Origin of the sequence: Streptomyces sp. MMG1121, assembly GCF_001280015.1 — a bacterium.
Lineage (GTDB): Bacteria > Actinomycetota > Actinomycetes > Streptomycetales > Streptomycetaceae > Streptomyces.
In genome coordinates, this window is sequence record NZ_LGDV01000118.1 from 310941 (window position 1) to 335821 (window position 24881).

A 24881-nucleotide genomic window follows, 5' to 3' on the forward strand; every position below is an offset into this window, starting at 1 on the left:
ACGCATAGCTGCCAAGCACGGCCAACTTGGCCGGAGTTGGCTGCCACACACGTGCCCGGCGACTATGCGCCGAACCGCAGCTCCGAGCTGATCGTCCCCCACAGCGCGTCGAACCACCGGCGCGACTGCTCCACGAACGCGGCGTCCCGCGGCCCGGCCTGCCCCTCGAAGGCGAACAGCATCGAGCGGGTGCCGTCGGCGTCGTACAGCTCCAGGTGCTCGTGCTCGATCTCCCGCTCGCCCCGCTTGAGCGTGTAGTAGGCGAACAGCGCCTCCGAGCCGTTCAGCAGATACAGCTTGACCGGCGGGGTGAACGGCAGCGCCCGGAAGGAGACGCGGACGTCGATGCCGTGCGTGGTCAGCAGGGCCAGCAGGTTCTGCCGCAGCACCTGGCCCTGGGCGTTGCGCTGGGCCAGCCAGCGGCGGTGCAGCAGACCGCGGTCGTCGGCGGCCACCGGCGCCGGGAAGGCGAGGGCGATGTCACGGCTGGGCAGCAGCACCCGGACGTCGATCTTGGCCGGTTTCAGCCGTCCCTCGTGGATCAGCCGCAGCGGCTCGCCGACGGCCAGCGTGAGCGAGACCGAGGTCAGACAGAGCGCGTCGATCCGCACGTGCGGCGCGGCGAAGGCGGCGGCGATGCGGGGCGCGAGCCCGACCATGGTGGGCTGCGGCACGGCGCCCGGACCGGCCGGGAGAGACGCGGGCCCCGGCACCGCCGCCACCGTGGCCGGGCTGCCTTTGGACACGTTGGTGAGCAGCCGCTCGGCCTGAAGGATGCGCAAGGCCTGCCGTACGGCCGCGCGCTCGACGCCGAACTCGTCGGCCAGCCTGGCCTGGGTGGGCATGCGCTGCCCCGGCCGCAGCACCCCGGACCTGATCCGGCTGCGCAGTTCGTCGGCTATGTCGAGATGGGACGAGCGGGACTGCTGTGACCTCGTCCGCCCATTGACGGAGACGTGCTCCGGGTCCACGGAGAAACACTACAACTTCCCGCCAACTTACGGCAGTTCGCCGGTAGCTGGTTATGAGCCGCTTCCGCGCGGAGATAAGTACAGTGAAGTTGGCTGCCAACTTGCACGACATGGTCGAGCTTCCCAGTGGTTGGCCGATCGGGCTTCCTTCCGGAGGGGAGCCGGGAGCCCGGGCAGGGGACGGCCACCGAAGCGCACAGTCACAACTGAACACGACATGGCACAGCCACAACTGAACACCGCACAGCACAGTCACAACTGAACAGCTCGCTACGGATGAAAGTCAGGGCAGCCGGGAGAAGGGAACCTCAGAAGAGGTCCGGGCACCACGGGAGCCCGGGCGAGCGGAACAGGGCGTCGGCCTTCCGGGCGGCGCCCTCTCGTTCTTCCCGGACCCGCCCGAGCGCCGCGAGCCGTACGAACGACTCACCGCCGAGCCACACGGTGCCCAACTCCCCCACACCGAGGGCGAGATCGGCGCTCTCGGAGGTCGGCGTACAGGACGCGCCCGCCTCGGAGGCCTCCAGCCGGAACCGTCCGCCGGCCGGCCCGTCCCGGTCGGAGACCTCCAGCACCACCGCTCCCGCCGCCTCGTACGTCCGCGCCTCCAGGGCCCGTACGACGTCCAGGATCCGCAGCCACAGCCAGTCCGTGTGCTCGGTGACGCGGGCCGCGCGGGGGTCGGGCAGGAGGTGGGGCAGCAGGTCGTCCGGGGCACGTCCGTCGCTGCGCACCTCGGTCACCCAGTCGATCGAGCACAGGAAGTGCCACAGGGCGCGCTCGGCCGCCGGGGTGACGGCGAGCAGCCAGTCCACGACGATCGTGTCGCCCGGCTGGTTGCCGGGCCAGGCGTGCTCGCACCGGTACGACACCAGACCCTCGACCTCGCCGGAGGCGGAGCGGTAGACGGCCTGGAACGGCTCGGTCCAGTCCGGACGGGCGGGCAGGGCACCGGTCGCCACCTCCCACCACGCCGCGGTACGGCTGACCGCGCCGGGCCGGCCGGCCCGGAACCGCTCGTGCAGCTCGGGGCCCAGCTTGCGCACCTCGGCGCCGTCCACCAGCTCGATCCGGCCCCCGTCCACGGGACCGGCCCAGCGCGGGTCGAGGCCCGTCCGGGGCACCTCGACGGTCCACTTGGCGGCCCAGGTCGCCGGGCCGAAGCCGTAGCGGCCGTAGATCGGGTACTCGGCGGCGATCAGCGTGGCCACGACGTCACCGCGCTCTTTCGCCGCCGCGAGGTCCCGGCTCAGCATGCGGGTGAGCAGGCCCTGGCGGCGGTGCGTGGGGCTGACGGTGGCACCGGAGACGGCGTTCGCGGGGACGAACGCGCCGCCCACCGCGGTGACTTCCTGCGGGAAGGAGCGCAGGGTCGCCACGCACCGCTCGCCGTCGAAGGCACCGATCAGCCGGGAGGACCCCTCGGTGTCCAGCCGACGGTTGCGCTGCACCTGCGCATCGCGCGGAGTGGGCGGGCTCAGGAAGCCGATGTTCACGGCCCGCAGCCAGTTCTCGTACTCGGAGTCGCCGACAGCCCGCACGTCCAGGTCGCTCATCGGCCCACGATAGGCAGGCGTCCGCGCGGGTGTCGCCCCGTTTTCCGCCCTCAGCCCAGCAGGTCGTCCACCTGCGCCTCGCCCACCCGGTACCGGCGCGCGATCTCCCCGCTGCACTCGTCGGTCGTGTGCTGGAGCCGCTGGCGGCGCCGCGAGACCTCCTGCTCGTAGCCGACCAACCGCCCCATGGCGCTGTTCAGCTCAAGATCCGTACGGGCCTCCAGATCGCTCAGCTCGACCTCGCCCAGCATCTCGGTGGCCAGCTGCCGGTACTCCTCGTTGTGCGGGGTACCGAGCGTGACGTGGCGGGCCGACGAGCGGTGCCGGGCCGGGGCGTCCTGGAGGATCTCCGGGAGCCGGTCGACCACGGAACCGTCCGCGGGTGCCGGCACGGAGGTCCGGCCGCGCCGGGTCAGCTCCGCGCGCAGGATGTCGATCCGGCCCTGGAGCAGCCGCCGCACATAGCTGAGGTCCGCCTCGTCGCGCTGGGCGTCCCGGCGCAGCGTGCGCAGCTCGGGCAGGCTCAGCCGGGCGAGATCGTGCTCGGGAGGCTGCGTGGGCAGGGCCGGGCCGTCGGCGCGTTGCGTGGGCGGCCGGTACGTCCCCTGCGCCCCCAGCCGCCCACTGGTACTCGGTGTGCTCATGTGTCCCAACCGTCCCCTCGACCGGCGTGTGGAAGCATCGTGCCACCCCAACCGACCGCTATGTGACCGAGTGCCCCCGAACGGCCCTAGATGGGGGGTAAGGGATCAATAATGGACCCCCTGTGAGCGCGCGCCGGGCACCCGGCATGATGGTCCGCATGCGAGCGGTGGTACAGCGGGTGGACGGCGCGAGCGTCGTCGTGGACGGCGAGACGGTGGGCGCGATCGAGGGCGAGGGGCTGTGCGTCCTCGTCGGGGTGACCCACGAGGACACCAAGGAGAAGGCGGCCCAGCTCGCCCGCAAGCTGTGGTCGGTCCGCATGCTCCAGGACGAGCGGTCGTGCAGCGACATCGACGCCCCGCTCCTGGTCATCAGCCAGTTCACCCTCTACGGGGACGCCCGCAAGGGCCGCCGCCCCACCTGGAACGCGGCGGCCCCGGGAGAGGTGGCGGAGCCGCTGGTGGACGAGGTGGTGGCCCAGCTGCGCTCACTCGGGGCAACGGTGGCGACGGGCCGGTTCGGCGCGCAGATGCGGGTGTCCCTGACGAACGACGGCCCGTTCACGGTGCTGCTGGAGATGTAGGCGTACGGCACCGCGGCTGCCCAGCGGCGCTACGGCTCGACCACGACCTCCTGCGCAGCCGCCGTCTCTCCGGCCAGGAGCCGCGCGTCCACCGGCACGTTCCGCTTCACCAGCGCCAGAGCGATCGGCCCCAGCTCATGGTGGCGTACGGACGTGGTGATGAAACCGATCTTGCGCCCGTCGGGCCCCTCGTCCGCGACGCGGATCTCCGTGCCCGCCACCGGCAGGTGCACGTCGCTGCCGTCCAGGTGCAGAAAGACCAGCCGGCGCGGCGGCTTGCCCAGGTTCTGGACGCGGGCGACCGTCTCCTGCCCCCGGTAACAGCCCTTCTGCAGATGCACCGCCGTACCGATCCAGCCCAGCTCGTGCGGAATGGTCCGGTGGTCGGTCTCGAAACCGAGCCGGGGCCGGTGGTGCTCGACGCGCAGCGCCTCGTGGGCGAGGAGGCCGACGGCGGGCCCGTGCGTGGCCGCGAAGGACTCCAGGTCCTCGCGCGGCAGGAACAGATCACGGCCGTACGCCGTCTCGCGTACGACGACGCCCTCCGGGACCTCGCCGATGGACCCGGCGGGCAGGTGGACGACCGCGAAGTCGGCGGTCCGGTCGGCGACCTCGACCCGGTAGAAGAACTTCATCGACTCCAGGTAGGCGAGCAGCGCGTCCTGCGTGCCCGGCTCGATGTGCGCCCACACCGTCGTACCGTCGTCCACCAGGTACAGCGCGTGCTCGATGTGCCCGTGCGCGGACAGGATCAGCGCCTCGGTCGCCTCGCCGACGGGCAGCTCGCTGACGTGCTGGGTGAGGAGCAGATGCAGCCAGCTCAGCCGGTCGTCACCGGTGACCGCGATGACCCCGCGATGGGAGAGGTCGACGAATCCGGTGCCGTCGGCGAGGGCGCGCTGCTCGCGGAACAGGTCGCCGTAGTGGGCGGCGACGCCTTCGTCCACCCCCTCGGCGGGAACGGCGCCGGGCAGGGACAGCAGGGGGCTCTTCATACCGCCAGCCTACGACGTGGTAGTTGAAGTCTTCAGTGAGCAGTCCTTGCACCGGCCGAAGATCGCGAAGTGCTTCATGTCGGTGTCGAAGCCGAACTGCCCGCGCAGCTTCGCCGTGAACTCGGCGGCGACCGCCACATCGGCCTCGATCACGTTCTCGCAGTCCCGGCACACCAGGTGCAGATGGTGGTGGCGGTCGGCGAGGTGGTACGTGGGCGCACCGTGCCCGAGGTGGGCGTGGCTGACCAGGCCCAGCTCCTCCAGCAGCTCCAGGGTCCGGTAGACCGTGGAAATGTTGACCCCCGACGCCGTCTTCCTCACTTCCACGAGGATGTCGTCGGGGGTCGCGTGTTCCAGGGTGTCCACGGCTTCGAGCACAAGCTGCCGTTGCGGCGTCAGCCGGTAGCCGCGCTGCCTGAGGTCACTCTTCCAGTCGGTGCTCACCACACCGAAAGTCTAGGGCGACCGGACCCCTTACTGCATCGCCCGGCCCACCCAGTCGCCGGTGAGGGCCTGAACGGCGGACCCGTCGAGGTCGGAGAGCTTGGCGCCGACGAAGTCCCGGGCCCACTCGGAGGTCTGCACGCGGAACGGCGGCCGGTCGGCGGTCAGCGCCTCGATGATCGGCGCGGCGGCCTCGGCCGGGCTCTGCGCGCCGCCGAAGGAGGTCTGCGTCCGCTCGATGTAGGACTGCAGCGCGGGCGCGTACGGCCCCGCCGCCTCCAGCATCGCCGGGACGTCCAGGCGGACGTTGGCCACGAACTCGCTCGCGACCGCGCCCGGCTCGACCACGGTGACGTCCACACCGACGGTGGCGGCGGCCGGGGCGAGGGACTCCATGAAGCCCTCGACAGCGAACTTGGCGGCGCAGTACGCCTCGTTGAAGGGCTGGCCGATCACCCCGCCGACGCTGGTGACCGTGATCAGGCGGCCCCGACCGGCGCGCAGGTGCGGCAGCGCGGCCCGGCTGACCAGCACGACCCCGAAGAAGTTGACCTCCATCACGGCCCGGACGTCGTCCACGGTGCCCTGCTCGATCGTGCCGACGTGCCCGGCGCCGGCGTTGTTGACGACCGCGTCCAGCCGCCCGTGCTCGGCGATCACCTCGTCGAGACAGGCACCGACCGACTCGGGGTCCACGACGTCCAGGCGCTTGATCTGCACCCGCTCCGCCACCCCGGCGTCGGCGGCGGCCTCGCGCAGCGGCTCGGCCTTGCCCGGGTCCCGCATGGTGGCCACGACGTGCCACCCCGCACGGGCGGCGGCCACGGCGGCGGCCAGCCCGATACCGGAGGAGGTCCCGGTGATGACGACGGTCTTGTAGCTCATGGCGGAGCCCGCTTCCCTGTTCCGTGTGGCAACTTGTGTGCGTGTACACACACCATACATTGCGTGCGTGCGCACACAACCAGCCGCGCCGACTAAGCTGCCCCCATGGACCGCGCCGACCTCACCCTGGGCGAACTCGCCGCCCGCGACCACGCCTTCTACGGCCTAGTCTGGGCCGGCACCACCCTCACCGCCCGGGTCGACCAGGCCCTGGTCCACGCCCACGACCTGCCGCTGTCGTGGTTCGAGGTGATGCTGTGGCTGCACGGGCAGAGCGCACCGGTCGCCGCCTCGGATCTCGGCGCGAAGACCCTGCTCAGCCGCAGTCAGGTCTCCCGCGTGATCAACTCGCTCCAGACCCGGGGCCTGGTGACCCGCGCGGCCTCCCCCACCGACGCCCGCTCGGTCCGCATCACCCTCACGGACGCCGGCCGCCGGGCCTTCGCCGAGGCGGACGCGACCCGCAGGGCAGCCCTCGCCGAGGTCTTCGACGACCGCCTCGACGAGCGGGACGTCGAAGACCTGGAGCGGATCTGGCAGAAGCTGAAGCACAAGCCCGCATAAGAAGCGAAGGCCCGCATGAAGCGGGCCTTGTGCTGTCCGTGTACTGCGGGGGTCCTACTTGAAGAAGGCGATGCCGTCGTCCGGCATGTCGTCCGGCAGGGCCTTGGCCCAGCGCTCGACGTCCTCCGGGGTGACGACCTTCTTGAGGTGGGCCGACATGTAGGGGCGCAGCTCGACGTCGGGCGTCTGCTTCTCGCCGACCCACATCAGATCACTCTTGACGTAGCCGTAGAGCCGCTTGCCACCGGTGTACGGCTGGGCGCCGGCGATCCGCGCGACGGCGTCGGTGACGATGTCGATCTGCGGCTTCTTGTCGGCCATCTCGCCGTACCAGATCTCGATGACACCGTCGTCGCGGGTCATCGTCACCTCGACCTTGCGGTCGCCGTCGATCCGCCAGTAGCCGGACTCCGACTCCAGCGGGCGGACCTTGTTGCCGTCGTTGTCCAGCACCCAGGTGTGGGAGCGGTACTCCAGGAAGTCCCGGCCGTCGTGGCTGAAGCTGACCTCCTGCCCGAAGTTGCACTTCTCCGAGCCGGGGAAGTCGTGCACGCCCGCGCCGGCCCAGTTGCCGAGCAGGAAGGCGAGCGGGACGAGGTCCTTGTGCAGGTCGGACGGGATCTCGATCATGAGCAGAAGCTTTCCTAGGTATGGATCAGCGCTGGCCCTGGTACAGCTTCTTCACTGCCAGAGCGGCGAAGGCGAGCACGCCGACGCAGACCAGGACCAGCAGGGTTTCGAAGAAGATCTCCACGGGTGCTCCTTGAGCGAGGGTGGGCATACGACAGAGCCGGGGCCCAGCTTACGCGGCCGGGGCCCGGCCCTCTTGGCGAGGGCTCGGTCGAGCAGTTCCGTCTGGGGACCACCGTCCGCCGGAACGGGATCTCCGGCGCGGCGCCCTTGCGGGACCGCACGACGAGCGCGATGACGTCACCGGCGGCGAGGCAGGCCTGCCGGACCTGCTGCCGCCGTCCTGGATGACGGCGGCGGGGCACGAGTCGTCCGACGCGTTCGAGCCTGAGGCCGTGGTCGACGAGATCACCCCGGAGGGTGTCCCGTTCGCCCTTGTGCGCGTACTCCGCGAGGAGCACCTCCGGCTTCACCCACCCCGGGTCACCGGCGAACGCCGGGCCGACCTTGGCATGGCCATGAAGTCGTGCGGAGTCTGATTCAGAATGCAGCGCGCTTGACGTCGTCGACGAACGCCGCCCAGGCGCCCGCGCCGATCAGCAGGGGGGTGCGGGTGGTGTCCTTGCTGTCCCGGACGGGGACGAGGGGGAGGTTGTCGGCGACCTCCAGGCACTCGCCGCCGCCCTGGTTGCTGTAGCTGCTCTTGCGCCAGTCGGCGGTGCGGAGGAGGTCGTCGGAGACCTCGACGCACTGACCGCCGTCCTGGTTGCTGTAGCTGCTCTTGCGCCAGCCCGCAGTGCGGAGGAGGTCGTCCGAGACCTCGACGCAATTACCGCCGTCCTGGTTGCTGTAGCTGCTCTTGCGCCACGTGATGGTGCTCAGATCGACGGCTCGCATCACGCTTCCTCCAGCATCCGCTCGATGAACTCCCGCGATTCGTCCGGCGTCAGGGCCAAATCGCGTACTCGATCGTATCGGAGCTGGAGCTGCTGAACAGCTGTACTTTCCTGGACCAGCTCGCCCGAGTAACCCGTTTCCACCCAGGCGACGACTCCTCTGGCACCCTGCAGGAACATGACGTCGGTGTCGGTCAGCCCGTGCAGGCCCTTCGCGCCGGGCAGCACGTGAACGGTGACATTGGCGCGTCCCCCCATCGCCAGAAGATGGCGCAATTGCACCTGCCACGCCTCCGGATCGCGGAGCGGAGTGCGCAGAACAGCCTCGGAGAGAATCGCGCGGAACTGCGGCCCGCCTTCCGCGAGCAGCAATTCCCGGCGCCCCATACGGGCAGCCACCTGCTCCTCCAACTCCGCACCCGTCAGCCCGCCCTGCTGGAGCAACTCAGCGGCGTACTCAGGCGTTTGCAACAGGCCAGGCGCGATGCCGGGCGAGTACTGCCACATACTCACCGCCTCGGCCTCCAGCCGCATGTACTGCCGGTACCGCTCCTTGAACTGCGTCGGGTCGGCCACGGCCAACTCCCACAGCGTGAGCAGCAGCTCGCCCGATCCGTAGTACTGGTCCAGCGCCTCCACCACCTCCGGCCCGCCCAGCGTCTGGACCTTCTCCATCTTCCCGAACAGGGACGCGTCCCAGCCCACCGCGTCGGCCAGCGCCCGCAGGGTCACCCCCCGCTTCGCCCGCAGTATCCGCAGCTCCTCGGCGAAGCGTGCCCTCGGCTCCTGACTACGACCCGTGATCGCCCTTCGCTGCGGCACCGCGCCCTCCCCGGCTGCGGAATTTGTGGAATTTGGAGCGCCCGCCGTCGCACTAGCGGCAATTCCGCTCGTATCCGCCTCCGTCCTGGGCCATCCTCGTACCAGCCCAGGAGCACGCAGAGTAGTGCAACTGTCGCATTTCGTATAGATGTTGAGAAAGGGATCAAATCCTATGGGAACGGATCTGGCCAAACCGCTGGAGGACTGGGAGGACCTCAGCCGGCCGCCCCGGCCGGTGCCGGGCTGCCCGGCGTGCGTGAGGCTCGGGGAGCGGCGGGAGGCGGCGCGGGCCGCGTACGACCGGAGCGCGGAGACCGATGCCAACGTGTTGCTGCGGCAGCACCAGCGACAGGAGCACCGCGCATGACCGGGCTGCCCTACGAGGAGTGCAGGCGGTCATGGGAGGAGGGGCGGGCGTTACCCGGGGACGGGCCCGCCGTCACGCCCGCTTACGCCCTGCCGCCCTTCCATCCCGGCCATCCGCCCCGGTCCCGGCACCGACGCGGGCGGCGGGCGGTCGACGGGGCCCTCGTCAGCGGCGTACTCGGCGTTCTCTGTGTCGCCACGCTGATCGTCACCGTCGTCGTCGCGGCTACGCTTCCGGTATGACCAAGAAGCTCGTGATCAAGGTGACGGCCGGGGCGGACGCCCCCGAGCGCTGCTCGCAGGCGTTCACCGTGGCGGCGGTGGCGGTGGCCAGCGGCGTCGGCGTGTCGCTGTGGCTGACCGGCGAGTCGTCCTGGTTCGCGCTGCCGGGGCGGGCGGCGGAGTTCGAGCTGCCGCACGCCGCCCCGCTGCCGGATCTGATCGAGTCCATCCTCGCGGCGGGCCGCATCACGCTGTGCACGCAGTGTGCCGCCCGCCGGGAGATCACCGAGAAGGACGTCATCGAGGGCGTACGGATCGCGGGCGCACAGGTCTTCGTGCAGGAGGCGGTCGCCGACGACACGCAGGCGCTCGTGTACTAGTCCAACGGCCGGCGCTCACTGGCCCATGACGTACTTCACCGTCGGGCCGGTGGTCCAGCCGCCGTCCACCGCCAGCTCGGCGCCGGTGACGTACGAGGCCGCGTCCGACAGCAGGAAGACGACCGCGCCGGCGATCTCGTGGGGCTCGCCGACCCGGCCCATCGGGGTGTTCGGGTAGTTGCCCTCGCCCTGCCGGATGCCCACGGCCGCCGTCATGGGGGTGTACGTCATCCCCGGGTGCACGGAGTTCACGCGGATCCGGGACGTGCCCAGTTCCACCGCGCCGATCTTCGTCAGGCCGCGTACGCCCCACTTGGAGGCGCCGTAGCCGGCCGTGAGCGCGAGGCCCATCAGGCCGGCGGCGGAGGAGATGTTGACGATCGACCCGCCGCCGTTCTCCTTCATCGCGGGGATCACGGTCCTCATGCCGATGAAGACGCCCGTGAGATTGATGTCGAGCACCTTCCGGAAGTGCTCCACCGATTCCGCCTCCAGCAACTGACCGGTGGAGATACCGGCGTTGTTCACCAGGCCGTGGATCGCGCCGAACTCGGCCAGCGCGTGGTCGGCGACCCGCCGCCAGTCCTCCTCCGAGGTCACGTCGTGGTGCAGGAAACGGGCACTGGCGCCCAGCTCGCGGGCGGTGGCCTCGCCTTCCTGGTCCAGGACGTCGGTGACCACCACGTGCGCACCGGCCGCGACCGCCTGCCGGGCCGCCTCCGCCCCGAGACCCCGGGCGCCGCCGGTGATGATCACGCTCTTGCCGGTCAAGTCGTGCATGGTCCGTTTCCTCGCCTTTGAGTGCCTGCCCTTGGTTTCACGTTACGCCTAAGTGGCATGTTTTGCCATGACGTCACAACGCGCCAAAGTGAGGTCACGGGGCAGCGGGGACCAGCACGGAACAGGAGAGGCGGTGAGAGGCGACGGACGGTCCAGCAGGGCATGTCCGACGAGTCGGACCCACAGCCCTCGGTCGGGTGGTTTCGGAACCGATCCTTCGCCTGCACGCCGAGCCGACCGGAAGGATCAGGTCCGCTGATGCCGTCGGCGGGGACGTCCGACCCGGCGGGACCAAGGGAGGAAAATGGGATGGGAACGAAACGGTCTGCCGCTCCATGGGGCGTGGGGTTGGCCCTGGTTGCCGTCATGGCATCCGCGGCAACGCCGGCGGCTGCGCACAGCCAGGCACCGCACCAGACGGCCGTGCACGTGGTCCTCACGAACGCGGACAACGGCAGGACCGTGCCCGCGCGGACCGGTGACGACATCGACGTAACCCTCACCGGCTACCGCGAAGACGGGCTCACCTACTCCTGGAGCCGACCGGTGAGCGACTCCACCGGCCTCCGGCGGACCGCAGGCGGCACGAACCCCAGGGGCGGCGCCACGGCGCGCTTCCACGTCGAGAAGGACGGCGTCGCCACCCTCAGCGCGGGGCGACACTGCCGTCCCGACGCCGGTCACCTCTGCCCTCTCGTCGTCACGCCGTGGAAGGTGCGGGTGGAGGTGAAGTGACCGATTGACGGGGGCCCGGCCTTCGCCGTCACCTGACCCACCGGACACGGTCTAGCGGGGCGGGCGCTTCTTGCCGTCCAGCTCGTCCCACCACTCGTCGGACTTCGGGTCACCGGACGGGTCGTCCCACCAGCGGTCCTCAGGGCCCCGCCGGTTCGCGATCATCGCGGCCACCGGCGGGATGACCATGGCTACGACACACATGCCGACGGCCGCCGGCACGGACCAGATGCGTACAACTCCCCAGGCCAGAACGAAGAGCCCGATACAGGCTCCCATCATGGCGAAGTAGACGTGACGCCGCCGCGCGTACATACGTCCAGGGTAGGGCGACAGGCGGATCCGAGGGAGCTGTCACAACTGATCGACAATCGCCGCCCGCCCTTCCCCCGCAGGGTTACCGTGACGTAGCCGTACACCGACCACGCCGACCGCCGACCTGGGGGAACCACCACATGCGCGCCCTGCGAATAACTCTGATCCTCGTCGTGATCCTGGGCGGGCTGTTCGTGATCGCGGACCGGGTCGCCGTGCACTTCGCCGAGGGGCAGGCGGCCGACAAGCTGAAGTCGACCGAGAACCTGGCCTCGACGCCGGACGTGAACATCAAGGGGTTCCCGTTCCTCACCCAGGTCGCGGGCGGGTCGCTCGACGACGTCGAGGTCGGGATCGCGGACTACCAGGCCGCCACGGGCACCGCCGGCCAGACGATCCGGATCGACCACCTGAAGGCCGACATGAAGGGCGTCTCCTTCTCCGGCGACTACAGCTCCGCCACCGCGTCCACCGCCACCGGCACCGCGACCGTCTCCTACGCCGAGCTGCTGAAGACCGCCAAGTCCGAGCCGACCGAGGTCGCCCCCGGGATCACCGCCCGGGTGGTCGGCCTCTCCGACGGCGGCAACGGCAAGATCAAGGTCAAGGTCGAGGGCACCGTCTCCGCGCTCGGGATCACACAGACCGTCTCCGTGCTCAGCTCCGTGACCGTCGAGAACGACAAGGTGCAGGTGCACGCCGACTCGCTGCCCAAGCTGGGCGCCGGTGCGATCGCCGAGGACCGCATCCGCCGGATCACCGACTTCCAGCAGGCCATCGACCAACTGCCCGGCGGCATCAAGCTGGACAAGGTGCAGGCGGCGCCGGACGGCGTGGAGATCAGCGTGAAGGGTTCGGACGTCAAGCTGGCCGGGTAGGGACACCCGCGGCACACCGGCGGTGGACGTACGGCGTCCGACTGGCGAGACGGCCGCGTCCGTACCGTAGATGGGTCACCCGCGCGAGCGCCCGGAGGTCGTACGACGACGCCCCGTGCGCTCTTGCAGTCCCACCATTCGGACGATCGCATCTCGTCATATGACACCCCGGTGACACGCCCGCCCAGACGTCCCTACGATCGGGGCCATGAGGCGACAGGCGGATCTCACCAAGCGGCGGGCAGTGGACCTGTGCCGCGTTGCCGCCATGCTCTGTCGCCCCTTCTGAGTGGAAGTCGCCCGCTTCCGCATCCCTCAGCCGCCCTGCTGGTAAGGGCACCCGTGCGCCCCGGCCCCCGAGCGCGCACCCTCTCTACTTCTGCACGCCCCGCCGCGACTGCCCCGGAGGAGAAAGAGCATGAGCCGCAGCGACGTCCTCGTAGACGCCGACTGGGTCCAGGACAACCTGGACAACCCCACCATCGCACTGGTGGAGGTGGACGAGGACACGTCCGCCTACGAGAAGAACCACATCAGGAACGCGATCCGCATCGACTGGACCAAGGACCTGCAGGACCCGGTCCGCCGCGACTTCATCGACCAGGCCGGCTTCGAGAAGCTGCTGTCGGAGAAGGGCATCGCCAACGACACCCTGGTGATCCTCTACGGCGGCAACAACAACTGGTTCGCCTCGTACGCCTACTGGTACTTCAAGCTGTACGGCCACGAGAACGTCAAGCTCCTCGACGGCGGCCGCAAGAAGTGGGAGCTGGACGCCCGCGAGCTGGTCCCCGGCGACGAGATCCCCGAGCGCGCCAAGACGGACTACAAGGCCAAGGCCCAGGACACCTCGATCCGCGCCTTCCGTGACGACGTCGTCGCCGCGATCGGCGCGCAGAACCTGGTCGACGTGCGCTCGCCCGACGAGTTCAGCGGCAAGCTGCTCGCCCCGGCCCACCTGCCGCAGGAGCAGTCGCAGCGTCCGGGCCACGTCCCGAGCGCGCGCAACATCCCGTGGTCCAAGAACGCCAACGACGACGGCACGTTCAAGTCGGACGACGAGCTGAAGGAGCTCTACGCCGAGGAGAGCGTGGACCTGGCCAAGGACACGATCGCCTACTGCCGCATCGGTGAGCGCTCGGCCCTGACCTGGTTCGTGCTCCACGAGCTGCTCGGTGTGCAGAACGTCAAGAACTACGACGGCTCCTGGACCGAGTACGGCTCCCTCGTCGGCGTGCCGATCGAGCTCGGCGCCGGCAAGTAATCCCACCCGACCGACCTTCTGGTCAGACCCCTCTGGAGAAACAGCATGTGCGGAGCGAAGGCCGGCGGCCCGGACGCCTCGGCGATCAAGCCCGGTGAGACCACGATCCAGGGTCAGGTGACCCGCGACGGCGAGCCGGTGACGGGCTACGTCCGGCTGCTGGACTCGACCGGCGAGTTCACGGCCGAGGTGCCGACCTCGGCGACCGGCCAGTTCCGGTTCTACGCGGCCGAGGGCACGTGGACGGTGCGCGCGCTGGTGCCGGGCGGCTCCGCCGACCGCACGGTTGTCGCCCAGAAGGGCGGGCTCGCGGAGGTCGCCATCGCGGTCTGAGCGAGCCGAACGGGCTCAGTGACGGGCCGAAGGGCCGTACCCCTGGGGTTGGACGCCAGTGGGGGTACGGCCCTTCGGCTTCCCGGGCCGCCGTCAGCCGAGCGCACGCCCCAGTGCCCAGACGACCGGTGCCGCCGCCGACAGCGGCAAGGCCACGCCCGCCGTGAAATGAACGAAGCGGGACGGGTAGTCGTAGCTGGCCACGCGATGACCGATCAGCGCGCACACGCCCGCCGCCCCGCCCAGGGCGGCGCCCTTCGTGCCGAAGCCCGTCATCCCGCCCACCGCGATTCCCGCGCCGGCGGCGGCCACCACGGCGACCAGGGCCGATGCCACGGTCGGCAGGGGCAGGGCCCGGGCCAGGACGGCGACCGCGACCGCCGCCGCGCCCACCGACACCGCGTGCGGGTCGGCGGCCAGGTAGCCGGTGGCCAGGACGGACAGCGACGCCGAGGCGACCGTCGCCATCAGGCCGTACATCCGCTCGTCCGGCGAGGCGTGCGAGCGCAGCTGGAGGACCAGCGACAGCAGGACCCAGATGCCGAGCGGGCCGAGGATCGCGACCGGGGCGTGGTCACGGCCCGCGGCGAGCACCGCCACGTCGGCCGTCAGCCCGCCCGCGAAGGCCAGCGCGATGCCCTGTCGGGCGGGCCACATGCCGTTCAGCCGGAACCAGCCCGCCGCCGTCACCGCCTGGAGCACCACCAGCGGGACGACCAGCGCGTACGAGGCGATCGGCGCGGTCGCGGCCAGCAGCAGGCCCAGCACCGCGGTCAGCAGCGCCGGCTGCATGCCGGGCTCTATGACCGGCGAACGGCCCTCCAGGCGCGCCCGCTGGGCGTCCGTGATCCGGGAGTTGCCGGCGAGGGTCGCGGGGCCGTACTCCGGTCCCGGCTCGGCGTTCTGCTCCGCCTCGGGCTCCGGTACGACTGCCGGTGCCGGGGCGGGTGCCTGTGCGTACTGCTGCTGGTACGGCTGCTGATAGGGCTGCTGCTGGTACTGCCCCTCGTACGGCTGCGGCGGCATGTACGCCGTCTCCGCCGCCTGCACCGGCGCGTGCGTCTGTGTCTCCCAGGTCTGGCCCTGCCACTGCTGGGTCGCCTGGGCGTCGTAGCCGGGCTGCTGCCCGTACTGGTCGTACTGCTCGTACCCGGACCACTGCTGCTGTTGTTGCTGCTGCTGGTACGGGTCGTAGCCGTCGTAGCCCTCGTACGGCTGTCTGCCGTGCTGATACGGCTGGTCGCTCATCGCCTCATCCTCCTGCGAACGGCGGGAGCACCTCGACCGTGCCGCCCTCGGCCAGCCGTACCGTCTCATGCGCGCGGGTCCCGACGGGGTCGCCGTCTATGAGGAAGGAGCATCGCTGCAGCACGCGCGTGAGTTCACCGGGGTGCCGCACGCGCACCGCGGCCAGCGCGTCGGCCAGCGTGTCCGCGTCGTACGGCTCCTCGGCTACGCCGGACGCGGCCTTGGCGGCGGCCCAGTAGCGCACCGTGACCTTGGGCATCTCGTTCCTCAATCGACGGCAAGAAAAGAACAAAGACAAAACACAGATGGTGTCAGGCTAGCCCGCCGCGCTGACGGCCCAGTCCGCGATCCGGGCGAGCAGCGCGTCGTCCGCCGCGTGCTCGGCGTGGCCCATGCCCGGCTCCACCCAGAGTTCCGCGTGGTCACCGGCCGCCTCGGCGAGCATCCGGGGGTGGTCGAGGGGGAAATAGCCGTCCTGGTCGCCGTGGACGATCAACAAGGGGGTCGGGGCGATCTCCGGTACCGCCTCCACCGGGGAGAGCGGGACCGGATCCCAGTCGCGGTGGTGGATGCGGGTGCGCAGGCCGTAGCGGCCGACCAGGCGGCCCTCGGGACGGGTGACCAGCCAGTGCAGCCGGCGCATGGGGGCCGTGCCCCGGTAGTACCAGCGGGCGGGGGCGCTGACCGAGACCACCGCGTCGGCCGCGCCCGGGTGCAGGGCCGCGTGCCGCAGGACCACCGAGCCGCCCATGGAGAAGCCGACGGTCACCACGCGCGCGTGCCCGAGGCCGCGGGCCCGCTGCACGGCCGCGTCGAGGTCCAGCACCTCCTTGTCGCCGACCGTGGAGCGGCCGCCGGAGCGTCCGTGGCCCCGGAAGGAGAAGGTGACGACCGCGCCGTAACGGGCGAGCGCGCCCGCCACCCTTCGTACGTGCGGCCGGTCCACGTCCCCGGTGAAGCCGTGGGCGATCACGAACACCGGGTCACGGGCGGGCGGACATGAGGTGCCGGGGAGGGATTCCGCCGTTTCGTATACGAAGGTGCCCGGGTCGTATACGGAATCGACCGGAATTCCATCGGCAGTGCGCAGGAACGTCCGCAAAGCTTCCCGTCTGTGCGTCTCGGGATTCGGACGAACGGTGGAATGCGCCACTTGACCTGCCCGACGGTTGCTCATGTGGGCTATTCTGCTGGGCAGAGGACTCGGGCAGCGAAGCCCCCGGGTCCTTTCGTGCTTTCGGAAGCGTTGTATACGAAGCGGGAAACCTGAGGTGACCGCGGGTGTGTACGGGGCCTTCGGGATCGCGGAGGAGTGCCGTATCGCACACGTCCTCGCGGGGACCGAGGAGGAACCAGACATATGAGTTCTCTGCTGCTCCTGACCAACGCCCTCCAGCCGTCGACGGAGGTGCTCCCCGCCCTCGGCCTGCTCCTGCACAACGTGCGGGTGGCCCCGGCGGAGGGGCCCGCCCTCGTCGACACGCCGGGCGCCGACGTCATCCTCGTCGACGGCCGCCGCGACCTGCCGCAGGTGCGCAGCCTGTGCCAGCTCCTGCGGTCCACCGGCCCCGGCTGTCCGCTCGTCCTCGTCGTCACCGAGGGCGGTCTCGCCGCCGTCACCGCCGACTGGGGCATCGACGACGTGCTCCTCGACACCGCCGGCCCCGCCGAGGTGGAGGCCCGCCTGCGGCTCGCGATGGGACGCCAGCAGATCGTCAACGACGACTCCCCCATGGAGATCCGCAACGGCGACCTGTCGGTGGACGAGGCCACCTACTCCGCCAAGCTCAAGGGCCGCGTGCTCGACCTCACCTTCAAGGAGTTCGAGCTGCTGAAATACCTCGCCCAGCACCCGGGCCGCGTCTTCACCCGCGCCCAGCTGCTCCAGGAGGTGTGGGGCTACGACTATTTCGGCGGCACCCGGACGGTGGACGTGCACGTACGGCGGCTGCGCGCCAAGCTCGGCCCCGAGCACGAGTCGCTGATCGGCACCGTACGGAATGTCGGTTATCGGTTCGTCACGCCCGAGAAGGGCGACCGTGGCGCCGACAAGGCCGAGCGGGCCGCCGGGGACGCCAAGGCCGCGGCGGGGCGGGCAAAGGCGGAAGATGCGGACGCATCGGCCGTCCTCGGCGACGCCGACGTCCACGCGGACGTCTAGCCGCACGTCCAGGCGCTGATACGCCCTGCCCAGGGCGGGTCAATCCGCGTAGACTCCGCGCGTGGCCAAGGTGACTCGGGATGACGTGGCACGGCTGGCGGGGACCTCCACCGCCGTCGTCAGTTATGTCATCAACAACGGACCCCGGCCGGTCGCCCCGGCCACGCGCGAGCGTGTCCTCGCCGCGATCAAGGAACTGGGGTACCGCCCCGACCGGGTCGCCCAGGCCATGGCCTCCCGGCGCACCGACCTGATAGGCCTGATCATCCCGGACGCCCGTCAGCCGTTCTTCGGCGAGATGGCGCACGCGGTCGAACAGGCCGCCTCGGAGCGCGGAAAGATGGTCCTGGTCGGCAACACCGACTACATCAGCGAGCGCGAGGTCCACTATCTGCGCGCCTTCCTGGGCATGCGCGTGTCCGGACTGATTCTGGTGAGTCACGCCCTGAACGACCTGGCCGCCGCCGAGATCGACGCCTGGGACGCCCGGGTGGTGCTGCTGCACGAGCGCCCCGAGGCCATCGACGACGTCGCCGTGGTCACGGACGACCTGGGCGGCGCCCAGCTCGCCGTACGCCACCTGCTGGAGCACGGCTACGAGTACGTCGCCTGTATGGGCGGTACCGCGGAGACGCCGGCGGTCGGCGACCCGGTCTCCGACCACGTCGAGGGCTGGAAGCGGGCCATGGCCGAGGCGGGGCTGCCCACCGAGGGCCGGCTGTTCGAGGCGCCGTACAACCGCTACGACGCCTATCGCGTCGCCCTGGACGTCCTCTCCGGGCCCCACCGCCCGCCGGCGGTCTTCTGCTCCACCGACGACCAGGCGATCGGCCTGCTGCGGGCCGCGCGCGAGCTGCGCATCGACGTGCCCGGCGAGCTGGCGGTGGCCGGCTTCGACGACATCAAGGAGGCCGCGCTCGCCGACCCGCCGCTGACCACGGTCGCCTCGGACCGCTCGGCGATGGCCCGGGCGGCGGTGGACCTGGTCCTGGACGACGGGCTGCGGGTGGCCGGGTCGCGGCGGGAGCGGCTGAAGACGTTCCCGTCCCGGCTGGTGCTGCGGACGAGCTGCGGCTGCCAGTAGCTCCATCAGCTGCGAGAAGCGTCCTTATATCGGGCAAACGAGGTTCTGCCGGGCTTCTCAGCAAGCACTCAGGAAGCTCTCACGTTCGCGGGGGACCCTCTATGACATGACCGAGAGCCAGGGCAACGACGCGCAGCACTACTCCTCCGCTCCTTACTCCGCTCCCGTGCACCCCGAGTGGCCGCCCCCGCCGCCGTACCAGCCGGTGACGGCCACGACAGGTCCGGAGCCCGAGCCGACGAAGAAGCGCACCCGCGGGCCGGTCGCCCTCCTCGCGGCGGTCGCGATCGTCGCGGCGGCGGTAGGCGGCGGCACGGCGTACGCCTTCCAGGAGCTGACCGGCAAGGACTCGGTCGCCTCCGCCGGCACGTCCACCAACGTGGTGCCCTCCAGCAAGAAGGGCGACGTCGCCGCGATCGCCGCCGCGGTCAGCCCGAGCGTGGTCGAGATCAACGCCACCCTCGACAGCGGCTCCTCCACCGGCTCCGGCGTGGTCATCACGTCGTCCGGCGAGATAGTCACAAACAACCACGTGATCTCCGGCGCTCAGTCGATCAAGGTGCGCACCAGCGACGGCAAGAGCTACACCGCCCAGGTCGTCGGCACCGACAGCTCCAAGGACCTGGCGCTGATCAAGCTCCAGGGCGCCTCCGGTCTGAAGCCCGCCTCCCTCGGCAACTCGTCGAACGTCCAGGTCGGTGACTCGGTCGTGGCGATCGGCTCCCCCGAGGGCCTGACCGGCACCGTCACCAGCGGCATCGTCTCCGCGCTCAACCGGGACGTCACCGTCTCGACGGACGAGAGCCAGGGTCAGGGCCAGGGCGGCGGCGACGGCAACTGGCCGTTCCAGTTCGGCGGCCGTCAGTTCAACGGCGACACGGGTTCGTCCACGACGACCTACAAGGCCATCCAGACCGACGCGTCCCTGAACCCCGGCAACTCCGGCGGTGCGCTGATCGACGCGGGCGGCAACATCGTCGGCATCAACTCCGCGATGTACTCGTCGAGTCAGCAGTCCTCGTCGTCCTCCGACGCGGGCAGCATCGGCCTCGGCTTCGCGATCCCCATCAACACCGTCAAGTCCGACCTGGCCAAGCTGCGAGCGGGTTCCACCAGCTAGCCGCTTGACCGGCACAGCACCAGTCAGCAGGGAGTACGTCATGATCATGCACATCTCGCACCGGATCACCGGCCTCGACCCCGCCGACGTCAACCTGGCCCTCGTGGTCGCCCGCGATCTGCACCTGCCGATCCCGAAGCCCCGCGCCCCCGAGGTCGTCGCGACGCCGGTCCCCGAGCTGATGGGGCTGCGCACCTCCGCCGTCCGCACCCACCGCCGCAAGGTGCCGCTGAACCGCCTGTCCGCGGTCCGGGCCTGAGCGTGGCAGTCTGAGAGACACCCGTAGTCCCCCGCCCACCGCACCCCGAGGAACCGCGAGCGATGAGTCCCGCCGAAGGCGACCGTGACCCCCAGCGCATCCTGATCGTCGACGACGAGCCGGCGGTACGCGAGGCGCTCCAGCGCAGCCTCGCGTTCGACGGGTACGACACGGAGGTGGCCGTCGACGGCGCGGACGCGCTGGAGAAGGCCACCGCCTACCGGCCCGACCTGGTCGTCCTCGACATCCAGATGCCGCGCATGGACGGCCTGACGGCGGCCCGCCGGATCAGGGGGGCCGGCGACACCACCCCGATCCTCATGCTCACGGCCCGTGACACCGTCGGCGACCGGGTGACCGGCCTGGACGCGGGCGCCGACGACTACCTGGTCAAGCCCTTCGAACTGGACGAACTCTTCGCCCGCATCCGCGCCCTCCTGCGCCGCAGCTCCTACGCGGCCGCCGTGTCGGCCGAGGCCCAGGAGGACGAGGCCCTCACCTTCGGCGACCTGCGCATGGACCTCGCGACCCGCGAGGTCACCCGCCGCGGGCGCCAGGTCGAACTGACCCGCACGGAATTCACCCTGCTGGAGATGTTCATGGCGCACCCGCGCCAGGTCCTCACCCGCGAGCAGATCCTGAAGGCGGTGTGGGGCTTCGACTTCGAGCCCTCGTCCAACTCCCTCGACGTCTACGTCATGTACCTGCGCCGCAAGACCGAGGCCGGCGGCGAGCCGCGCCTGGTGCACACGGTCCGGGGCGTGGGGTACGTCCTGCGGCAGGGCGGCGCCGAGTGAGGAGGCTGGTCCGCCGGTACCGGTCCCTGCCCATCAGGGCCCGGCTGGCGATGCTGGTCGCGGCGGCAGTGGCGTTCGCCGTGGCGGCGGTCTCGGTGACCTGCTGGTTCATCGTGCAGGGGAAGCTGTACGACCAGCTCGACAACGATCTGACCAAGTCGTTGCGCGGCGCGGGTCAGTTCGATCAGCTGGACTTCACCCTCAAGACCTGCACCGACACACCGGCTGCCAACGGCTTCTTCCAGGACCGGTACTCCCAGCTGATCACCGAGGACGGCAAGATCTGCCTCATCGCGGGCGCGTCGGGCCGGATCAAGGTCACCCAGGCCGACAAGGCCGAGGTCAAAACCCTCGACAACAAGATCTACTTCCGTAACGGGATGGACGACAAGGGCAACGAGCTGCGCGTGCTCACCCGCCCCTACCTCCCCACCACGACCACCAGCGGTGCACGCGGACCGAACATCGGCGTGCAGGTCGCCGCTCCGCTCAGGAGCACCCAGAAGACCCTCAACGACCTGGCCCTCGTCCTCCTCCTCGTCTCCGGCATCGGCGTCATAGGAGCCGGCGCCGCAGGCCTCGCCGTGGCCCGCGCAGGCCTGCGCCCGGTGGACAAACTCACCGAGGCCGTGGAGCACGTGGCGCGGACCGACGACCTGGCCATCCGCATCCCGGTGGAGGACGACAGCGAGGACGAGATCGCGCGCCTGTCGCGCGCCTTCAACTCGATGACCGCCTCGCTGGCCAGCTCCCGCGACCTCCAGCAGCAGCTGATCGCCGACGCCGGCCATGAGCTGCGCACGCCCCTGACGTCGCTGCGCACGAACATCGAACTGCTCACCCGCAGCGAGGAGACCGGCCGGCCGATCCCGCCGGCGGACCGCATGGCCCTGCTCGCCTCGGTGAAGGCCCAGATGACCGAACTGGCCTCGCTGATCGGCGACCTGCAGGAGCTGTCCCGCTCGGAGGGGCAGCAGGGCGAACGGGTCCAGGTGGTGCCGCTGCTGGACACCGTCGAGGCGGCCCTGCGCCGCGCCCGCCTGCGCGGCCCGGAGCTGACGATCACGGCGGACCTGAAGCCCTGGTACGTCCGGGCGGAGCCGTCCGCGCTGGAGCGGGCGGTGGTCAACATCCTGGACAACGCGGTGAAGTTCAGCCCCGAGGGCGGCACGGTCGAGGTCGGGCTGGGCGACGGCGTCCTGACCGTCCGCGACCACGGCCCCGGCATCCCCGAGGACGAACTCCCGCACGTCTTCGACCGCTTCTGGCGCTCCCCCAGCGCCCGCGCCCTGCCCGGCTCGGGCCTCGGCCTGTCCATCGTGGCCCGCACGGTCCAGCAGGCGGGCGGCGAGGTCACCCTGACCCCCGCGACGGGCGGCGGCACGGTGGCGACGGTACGACTGCCCGGGGCACCGACGCCCCCGCCGGAACCTCCGGAGACACCGGCCGACTGAGCGCTCACGGACCGGCCGGGCGGCTGGGCGCCGGCCGTGTCCTGAGGCCCCGCCAGGGGATTCGTCGGCGGGGGCTCCGTAGGGTGGCCCCATGCCGGAAGACTCTCCCCTGATACGCAGCCTGCGTGCCGCCGTGGCCGCCGCGCCCGCCGATGTGCCGCTCCGTCTTCATCTGGCCGAACTTCTGCTGGGCGAGGGGCAGTCGGAGGCCGCCGTCGCCGAGGTGGCCGTCGCCTTGCAGCACGCGCCGGGTGACGAGCAGGCGCGGCAGCTCATGACGCGGGCCATGGGTCTGCCGGCCCGGCAGCCGGCCCCGGCCCCGGCGTCGGCCCCGGCCGCCCGGCCCGGTTTCGACTGGAGGGCCGCCGAGGCGCAGGTCGGGGACGCCGTGCCGCCGCGGTTCGTCGCGGAAGAGGTCGCGGCGGAGGTGGAGGCAGCGGATCCGTTGCGGGCGGACGGGGGAGGCGAACCCGACGCCGGTGCCTGGGACGTGGAGCGGCCCGGCAGCGTGCGGCTCGCCGATGTCGGCGGGATGCAGGAGGTCAAGGAGCGGCTGGAGGCCGCCTTTCTCGCGCCGCTCAAGAATCCCGAGTTGCGCAAGTTGTACGGGAAGAGTCTGCGGGGCGGGCTGCTGCTCTACGGGCCGCCCGGGTGCGGGAAGACCTTCATCGCCCGCGCCGTCGCCGGAGAGCTCGGGGCGTCGTTCCTGTCCGTGTCCGTCAACGACGTGCTCGACATGTGGACCGGCAACTCCGAGCGCAATATGCACGAGATCTTTCAGACCGCCCGTCGGCAGGCTCCCTGTGTCGTCTTCCTCGACGAACTGGACGCGCTCGGCGGCAAGCGCAGCCGTAGCGCGCACAACGGGATGCGCAACACCGTCAACCAGCTGCTGACCGAGCTGGACGGGATCGACGCGGTCGCCAACGAGGGGGTGTTCGTGCTCGCCGCCACCAACGTGCCCTGGGACGTGGACAACGCGCTGCGGCGGCCGGGACGGCTGGACCGGACTCTGCTCGTGCTGCCTCCCGACGCGCCGGCGCGGGAGGCGATCCTCCGCTACCACCTGCGGGACCGGCCCATCGAGAACATCGACCTGACCAAGCTCGCCAAGGTCACCGACGGGCTCTCCGGGGCCGACCTCGCGCATGTCTGCGAGGCCGCCGCCGAGCGGGCCCTGCTCGACTCCGCCCGGACCGGGACCGTGCGGATGATCGGGATGAAGGACCTGCTGGGCGCGGCGAAAGAGGTCGTACCGTCCACCGAGCCCTGGTTCGCCGCCGCCCGGAACGTGGCGATGTTCGCCAACGAGGGCGGCATGTACGACGACCTCATCGCCTACCTGAAGAAACGGCGGAAGCTGTGAGCACCGGACTGCATCCCGCCCTGGAGCGGGCCGACGCACTGCACGGACTGCGGCGCTACGACGAGGCGAAGGCGCTGCTCGGGCAGCGGCTCGCACAGGATCCGGAGGACATCGACGCCTGGGTGCGGCTCGCCAACTGCCACCTGGCCGTCGAGGACGAGGCGGCCCAGGCGCTGGAGGCGACCGAGCGGGCGCTGGCCCTCGATCCCTCGCACATCGGCGCGCTCATCCAACACGCCCGCGCGCTGCAGGGCGTGGGCGGCCGCTTCCCGGAGACCGAGGACGTCCTGCGCGAGGTCATCCGGCTCGCCCCCGACTACTGGTACGGGTACGCGCTGCTCGGCCACTGGCTGTACCGCATCCGCTCCATCCGGTTCGCTCGGACCAACGGTGCGAACACCATCACCCAGGAGCAACTGCACTCCTTCCTCCGGGAGTCGGACGAACTGGCCCTGGAAGCCGTCCGGCTGGCGCCCGAGGAGGTGTTCCCCTACGAGGTGCGCTGGTTGATAGCCGACCTGGGCGGCGACCGGGCCCTCGCCGCCGAGATGGACCGGGCCATCCTCCGGCTCGATCCACAGCACCCGCAGGCCCTCGCCCGGCGGACGCAGCAGGCCGCCGCCGCGCCCGGCGTGAAGGCCGCCGAGGCCGCCACCCTCTACGCCGACGCGCTCGCCGCCACCCCGGACTCCACACACCTCCAGCAGGGTCTCGATCACGCCTCCTACCGGCTGCTGCGCGGAGTGCGCTGGCTCGCCCTGCTGTGCGTGGGCCTCGCCGGCACCATGCTCGACCTCTTCGCCACCGAGGGCGACACACAGCGCGCCCTGCCGGTCTCCCTGGGCCAACGGCTGTGGGTGCTCGTCCCCTTCACGGTCATCTGGGCCGTCGGCGCCCTGCTGCGCTATCGCCGGCTGCGTACGGGCGTCAGGTACAACCTCCGGTCCCTGCTCCACCGCCGCCGCTGGCCCCGCATCGTCCTCGCCCAGGCCGCCTGGGCCATGCTGTGCGCCCTGCTGATCAGCCAGGTGCCGTGGTCCGCGCGCACGGTGCCGCAGGTTCTTTTCTGGGCGGGCTTGGTGCCGACACTCGCGACCGTCTGGTTCGACAGGAGGAAGACCACCTGAG

General features: G+C 70.8%; 32 protein-coding genes. 18 read left to right on the plus strand and 14 right to left on the minus strand.

The genetic code is table 11. The features are described from left to right. Positions 1 to 62: 62 nt before the first annotated feature. The 3 genes from ADK64_RS12515 to ADK64_RS12525 form a co-directional block, all read right to left on the minus strand. Positions 63 to 971: a winged helix-turn-helix domain-containing protein gene (locus ADK64_RS12515; RefSeq protein ID WP_053658121.1), complete on the minus strand. Its 909-nt coding sequence runs from the start codon at positions 969 to 971 to the stop codon at positions 63 to 65. Positions 972 to 1279: 308 nt separating this feature from the next. Continuing rightward, positions 1280 to 2527: a GNAT family N-acetyltransferase gene (locus ADK64_RS12520; RefSeq protein ID WP_053658123.1), complete on the minus strand. Its 1248-nt coding sequence runs from the start codon at positions 2525 to 2527 to the stop codon at positions 1280 to 1282. A gap of 50 nt (positions 2528 to 2577) precedes the next feature. After that, the gene (locus ADK64_RS12525) at positions 2578 to 3171 is read right to left on the minus strand and encodes a hypothetical protein (protein WP_053658125.1); all 594 of its coding nucleotides are present in this window, start codon (positions 3169 to 3171) and stop codon (positions 2578 to 2580) included. 158 nt (positions 3172 to 3329) lie between these two features. Here ADK64_RS12525 and dtd point away from each other — a divergent pair, with 158 nt between their 5' ends. Next, complete coding sequence (dtd, locus tag ADK64_RS12530) at positions 3330 to 3755, plus strand: D-aminoacyl-tRNA deacylase (protein ID WP_053658268.1); 426 nt, start codon at positions 3330 to 3332, stop codon at positions 3753 to 3755. A 29-nt stretch (positions 3756 to 3784) separates the two neighbouring features. Here the strand turns inward: dtd and ADK64_RS12535 are convergent, their stop codons facing one another. From ADK64_RS12535 to ADK64_RS12545, 3 genes are read right to left on the minus strand one after another with little or no spacing between them, the layout of a single operon-like run. Beyond that, positions 3785 to 4750 carry a YgfZ/GcvT domain-containing protein gene (locus ADK64_RS12535; protein ID WP_053658127.1) on the minus strand — a complete coding sequence of 322 codons (966 nt, stop codon included), beginning with the start codon at positions 4748 to 4750 and terminating at the stop codon, positions 3785 to 3787. A gap of 9 nt (positions 4751 to 4759) precedes the next feature. Beyond that, positions 4760 to 5197: a Fur family transcriptional regulator gene (locus ADK64_RS12540; RefSeq protein ID WP_053658129.1), complete on the minus strand. Its 438-nt coding sequence runs from the start codon at positions 5195 to 5197 to the stop codon at positions 4760 to 4762. Positions 5198 to 5224: 27 nt separating this feature from the next. Beyond that, positions 5225 to 6079 (minus strand): SDR family NAD(P)-dependent oxidoreductase, encoded by an 855-nt coding sequence (locus ADK64_RS12545; protein WP_053658131.1) that lies wholly within the window; start codon positions 6077 to 6079, stop codon positions 5225 to 5227. A 105-nt stretch (positions 6080 to 6184) separates the two neighbouring features. Here ADK64_RS12545 and ADK64_RS12550 point away from each other — a divergent pair, with 105 nt between their 5' ends. Further along, entirely contained in the window at positions 6185 to 6643 is a 459-nt protein-coding gene (locus ADK64_RS12550; protein ID WP_053658133.1) for a MarR family winged helix-turn-helix transcriptional regulator, read from the plus strand. Positions 6644 to 6697: 54 nt separating this feature from the next. Here ADK64_RS12550 and ADK64_RS12555 read toward each other — a convergent pair whose 3' ends face one another. From ADK64_RS12555 to ADK64_RS12570, 3 genes are all read right to left on the minus strand, one after another. Beyond that, positions 6698 to 7273, minus strand: a complete 576-nt coding sequence (locus tag ADK64_RS12555; RefSeq protein WP_053658135.1) for an FABP family protein — start codon at positions 7271 to 7273, stop codon at positions 6698 to 6700. 540 nt (positions 7274 to 7813) lie between these two features. Beyond that, positions 7814 to 8170: a DUF397 domain-containing protein gene (locus tag ADK64_RS12565; protein ID WP_053658139.1), complete on the minus strand. Its 357-nt coding sequence runs from the start codon at positions 8168 to 8170 to the stop codon at positions 7814 to 7816. Further along, complete coding sequence (locus tag ADK64_RS12570; protein ID WP_053658141.1) at positions 8170 to 8991, minus strand: helix-turn-helix domain-containing protein; 822 nt, start codon at positions 8989 to 8991, stop codon at positions 8170 to 8172. The genes ADK64_RS12565 and ADK64_RS12570 overlap by 1 nt, the downstream gene beginning before the upstream one ends. Before the next feature lie 172 nt (positions 8992 to 9163). Between ADK64_RS12570 and ADK64_RS12575 the strand changes: the two genes are divergently transcribed. Genes ADK64_RS12575 through ADK64_RS12585 form a run of 3 tightly spaced genes read left to right on the plus strand, consistent with a single transcriptional unit; the run spans position 9164 to position 9959 of the window. Further along, the gene (locus ADK64_RS12575) at positions 9164 to 9358 is read left to right on the plus strand and encodes a hypothetical protein (RefSeq protein ID WP_053658143.1); all 195 of its coding nucleotides are present in this window, start codon (positions 9164 to 9166) and stop codon (positions 9356 to 9358) included. Next, positions 9355 to 9600, plus strand: coding sequence for a hypothetical protein (locus ADK64_RS12580; protein ID WP_053658145.1), 246 nt, complete (start codon positions 9355 to 9357; stop codon positions 9598 to 9600). Before ADK64_RS12575 ends, ADK64_RS12580 begins: the two co-directional genes overlap by 4 nt. Further along, a complete protein-coding gene (locus ADK64_RS12585) occupies positions 9597 to 9959 on the plus strand; it encodes a DsrE family protein (RefSeq protein ID WP_053658147.1) in 363 nt (120 codons plus the stop codon). Before ADK64_RS12580 ends, ADK64_RS12585 begins: the two co-directional genes overlap by 4 nt. A 15-nt stretch (positions 9960 to 9974) precedes the next feature. Here ADK64_RS12585 and ADK64_RS12590 read toward each other — a convergent pair whose 3' ends face one another. After that, positions 9975 to 10739, minus strand: a complete 765-nt coding sequence (locus ADK64_RS12590; protein WP_053658149.1) for a glucose 1-dehydrogenase — start codon at positions 10737 to 10739, stop codon at positions 9975 to 9977. Between the two features lie 366 nt (positions 10740 to 11105). Here ADK64_RS12590 and ADK64_RS12595 point away from each other — a divergent pair, with 366 nt between their 5' ends. Continuing rightward, positions 11106 to 11474, plus strand: a complete 369-nt coding sequence (locus ADK64_RS12595; RefSeq protein ID WP_053658151.1) for a hypothetical protein — start codon at positions 11106 to 11108, stop codon at positions 11472 to 11474. Positions 11475 to 11525: 51 nt separating this feature from the next. On the opposite strand, the gene ADK64_RS12600 is transcribed toward ADK64_RS12595, so the two are convergent. Beyond that, the gene (locus ADK64_RS12600) at positions 11526 to 11789 is read right to left on the minus strand and encodes a DUF3099 domain-containing protein (RefSeq protein ID WP_053658153.1); all 264 of its coding nucleotides are present in this window, start codon (positions 11787 to 11789) and stop codon (positions 11526 to 11528) included. A gap of 140 nt (positions 11790 to 11929) precedes the next feature. Here ADK64_RS12600 and ADK64_RS12605 point away from each other — a divergent pair, with 140 nt between their 5' ends. From ADK64_RS12605 to ADK64_RS12615, 4 genes are all read left to right on the plus strand, one after another. After that, positions 11930 to 12667, plus strand: a complete 738-nt coding sequence (locus tag ADK64_RS12605; protein ID WP_053658155.1) for a DUF2993 domain-containing protein — start codon at positions 11930 to 11932, stop codon at positions 12665 to 12667. A gap of 208 nt (positions 12668 to 12875) precedes the next feature. Then, positions 12876 to 12956 carry an Ms5788A family Cys-rich leader peptide gene (locus tag ADK64_RS48940; RefSeq protein ID WP_351055874.1) on the plus strand — a complete coding sequence of 27 codons (81 nt, stop codon included), beginning with the start codon at positions 12876 to 12878 and terminating at the stop codon, positions 12954 to 12956. 129 nt (positions 12957 to 13085) lie between these two features. Further along, a complete protein-coding gene (locus tag ADK64_RS12610) occupies positions 13086 to 13931 on the plus strand; it encodes a sulfurtransferase (RefSeq protein WP_053658157.1) in 846 nt (281 codons plus the stop codon). 45 nt (positions 13932 to 13976) lie between these two features. Then, entirely contained in the window at positions 13977 to 14264 is a 288-nt protein-coding gene (locus ADK64_RS12615; RefSeq protein WP_053658159.1) for a DUF1416 domain-containing protein, read from the plus strand. A gap of 93 nt (positions 14265 to 14357) precedes the next feature. Here the strand turns inward: ADK64_RS12615 and ADK64_RS12620 are convergent, their stop codons facing one another. From ADK64_RS12620 to ADK64_RS12630, 3 genes are read right to left on the minus strand one after another with little or no spacing between them, the layout of a single operon-like run. Then, positions 14358 to 15512: a hypothetical protein gene (locus tag ADK64_RS12620; RefSeq protein ID WP_053658161.1), complete on the minus strand. Its 1155-nt coding sequence runs from the start codon at positions 15510 to 15512 to the stop codon at positions 14358 to 14360. Between the two features lie 4 nt (positions 15513 to 15516). Further along, the gene (locus ADK64_RS12625; RefSeq protein ID WP_053658162.1) at positions 15517 to 15771 is read right to left on the minus strand and encodes a MoaD/ThiS family protein; all 255 of its coding nucleotides are present in this window, start codon (positions 15769 to 15771) and stop codon (positions 15517 to 15519) included. A 57-nt stretch (positions 15772 to 15828) separates the two neighbouring features. Beyond that, positions 15829 to 16689, minus strand: coding sequence for an alpha/beta hydrolase (locus ADK64_RS12630; protein WP_107092970.1), 861 nt, complete (start codon positions 16687 to 16689; stop codon positions 15829 to 15831). A 183-nt stretch (positions 16690 to 16872) separates the two neighbouring features. Here ADK64_RS12630 and ADK64_RS12635 point away from each other — a divergent pair, with 183 nt between their 5' ends. The 8 genes from ADK64_RS12635 to ADK64_RS12670 all read left to right on the plus strand — a co-directional run bounded on the left by ADK64_RS12635 (position 16873) and on the right by ADK64_RS12670 (position 24880). Beyond that, a complete protein-coding gene (locus ADK64_RS12635) occupies positions 16873 to 17673 on the plus strand; it encodes a winged helix-turn-helix transcriptional regulator (RefSeq protein ID WP_053658166.1) in 801 nt (266 codons plus the stop codon). 61 nt (positions 17674 to 17734) lie between these two features. After that, positions 17735 to 18757, plus strand: coding sequence for a LacI family DNA-binding transcriptional regulator (locus tag ADK64_RS12640; protein WP_053658168.1), 1023 nt, complete (start codon positions 17735 to 17737; stop codon positions 18755 to 18757). Between the two features lie 106 nt (positions 18758 to 18863). Then, positions 18864 to 19877: a S1C family serine protease gene (locus ADK64_RS12645; RefSeq protein WP_053658170.1), complete on the plus strand. Its 1014-nt coding sequence runs from the start codon at positions 18864 to 18866 to the stop codon at positions 19875 to 19877. Between the two features lie 40 nt (positions 19878 to 19917). Further along, positions 19918 to 20136 carry a hypothetical protein gene (locus ADK64_RS12650; protein ID WP_053658172.1) on the plus strand — a complete coding sequence of 73 codons (219 nt, stop codon included), beginning with the start codon at positions 19918 to 19920 and terminating at the stop codon, positions 20134 to 20136. A 62-nt stretch (positions 20137 to 20198) separates the two neighbouring features. Continuing rightward, positions 20199 to 20933: a response regulator transcription factor gene (locus tag ADK64_RS12655; RefSeq protein WP_053658174.1), complete on the plus strand. Its 735-nt coding sequence runs from the start codon at positions 20199 to 20201 to the stop codon at positions 20931 to 20933. Continuing rightward, complete coding sequence (locus ADK64_RS12660; protein WP_053658176.1) at positions 20930 to 22387, plus strand: sensor histidine kinase; 1458 nt, start codon at positions 20930 to 20932, stop codon at positions 22385 to 22387. The genes ADK64_RS12655 and ADK64_RS12660 overlap by 4 nt, the downstream gene beginning before the upstream one ends. 91 nt (positions 22388 to 22478) lie before the next feature. Beyond that, the gene (locus ADK64_RS12665; protein ID WP_053658178.1) at positions 22479 to 23753 is read left to right on the plus strand and encodes an ATP-binding protein; all 1275 of its coding nucleotides are present in this window, start codon (positions 22479 to 22481) and stop codon (positions 23751 to 23753) included. Beyond that, a complete protein-coding gene (locus ADK64_RS12670) occupies positions 23750 to 24880 on the plus strand; it encodes a tetratricopeptide repeat protein (protein ID WP_053658179.1) in 1131 nt (376 codons plus the stop codon). The genes ADK64_RS12665 and ADK64_RS12670 overlap by 4 nt, the downstream gene beginning before the upstream one ends. Position 24881 lies beyond the last annotated feature (1 nt).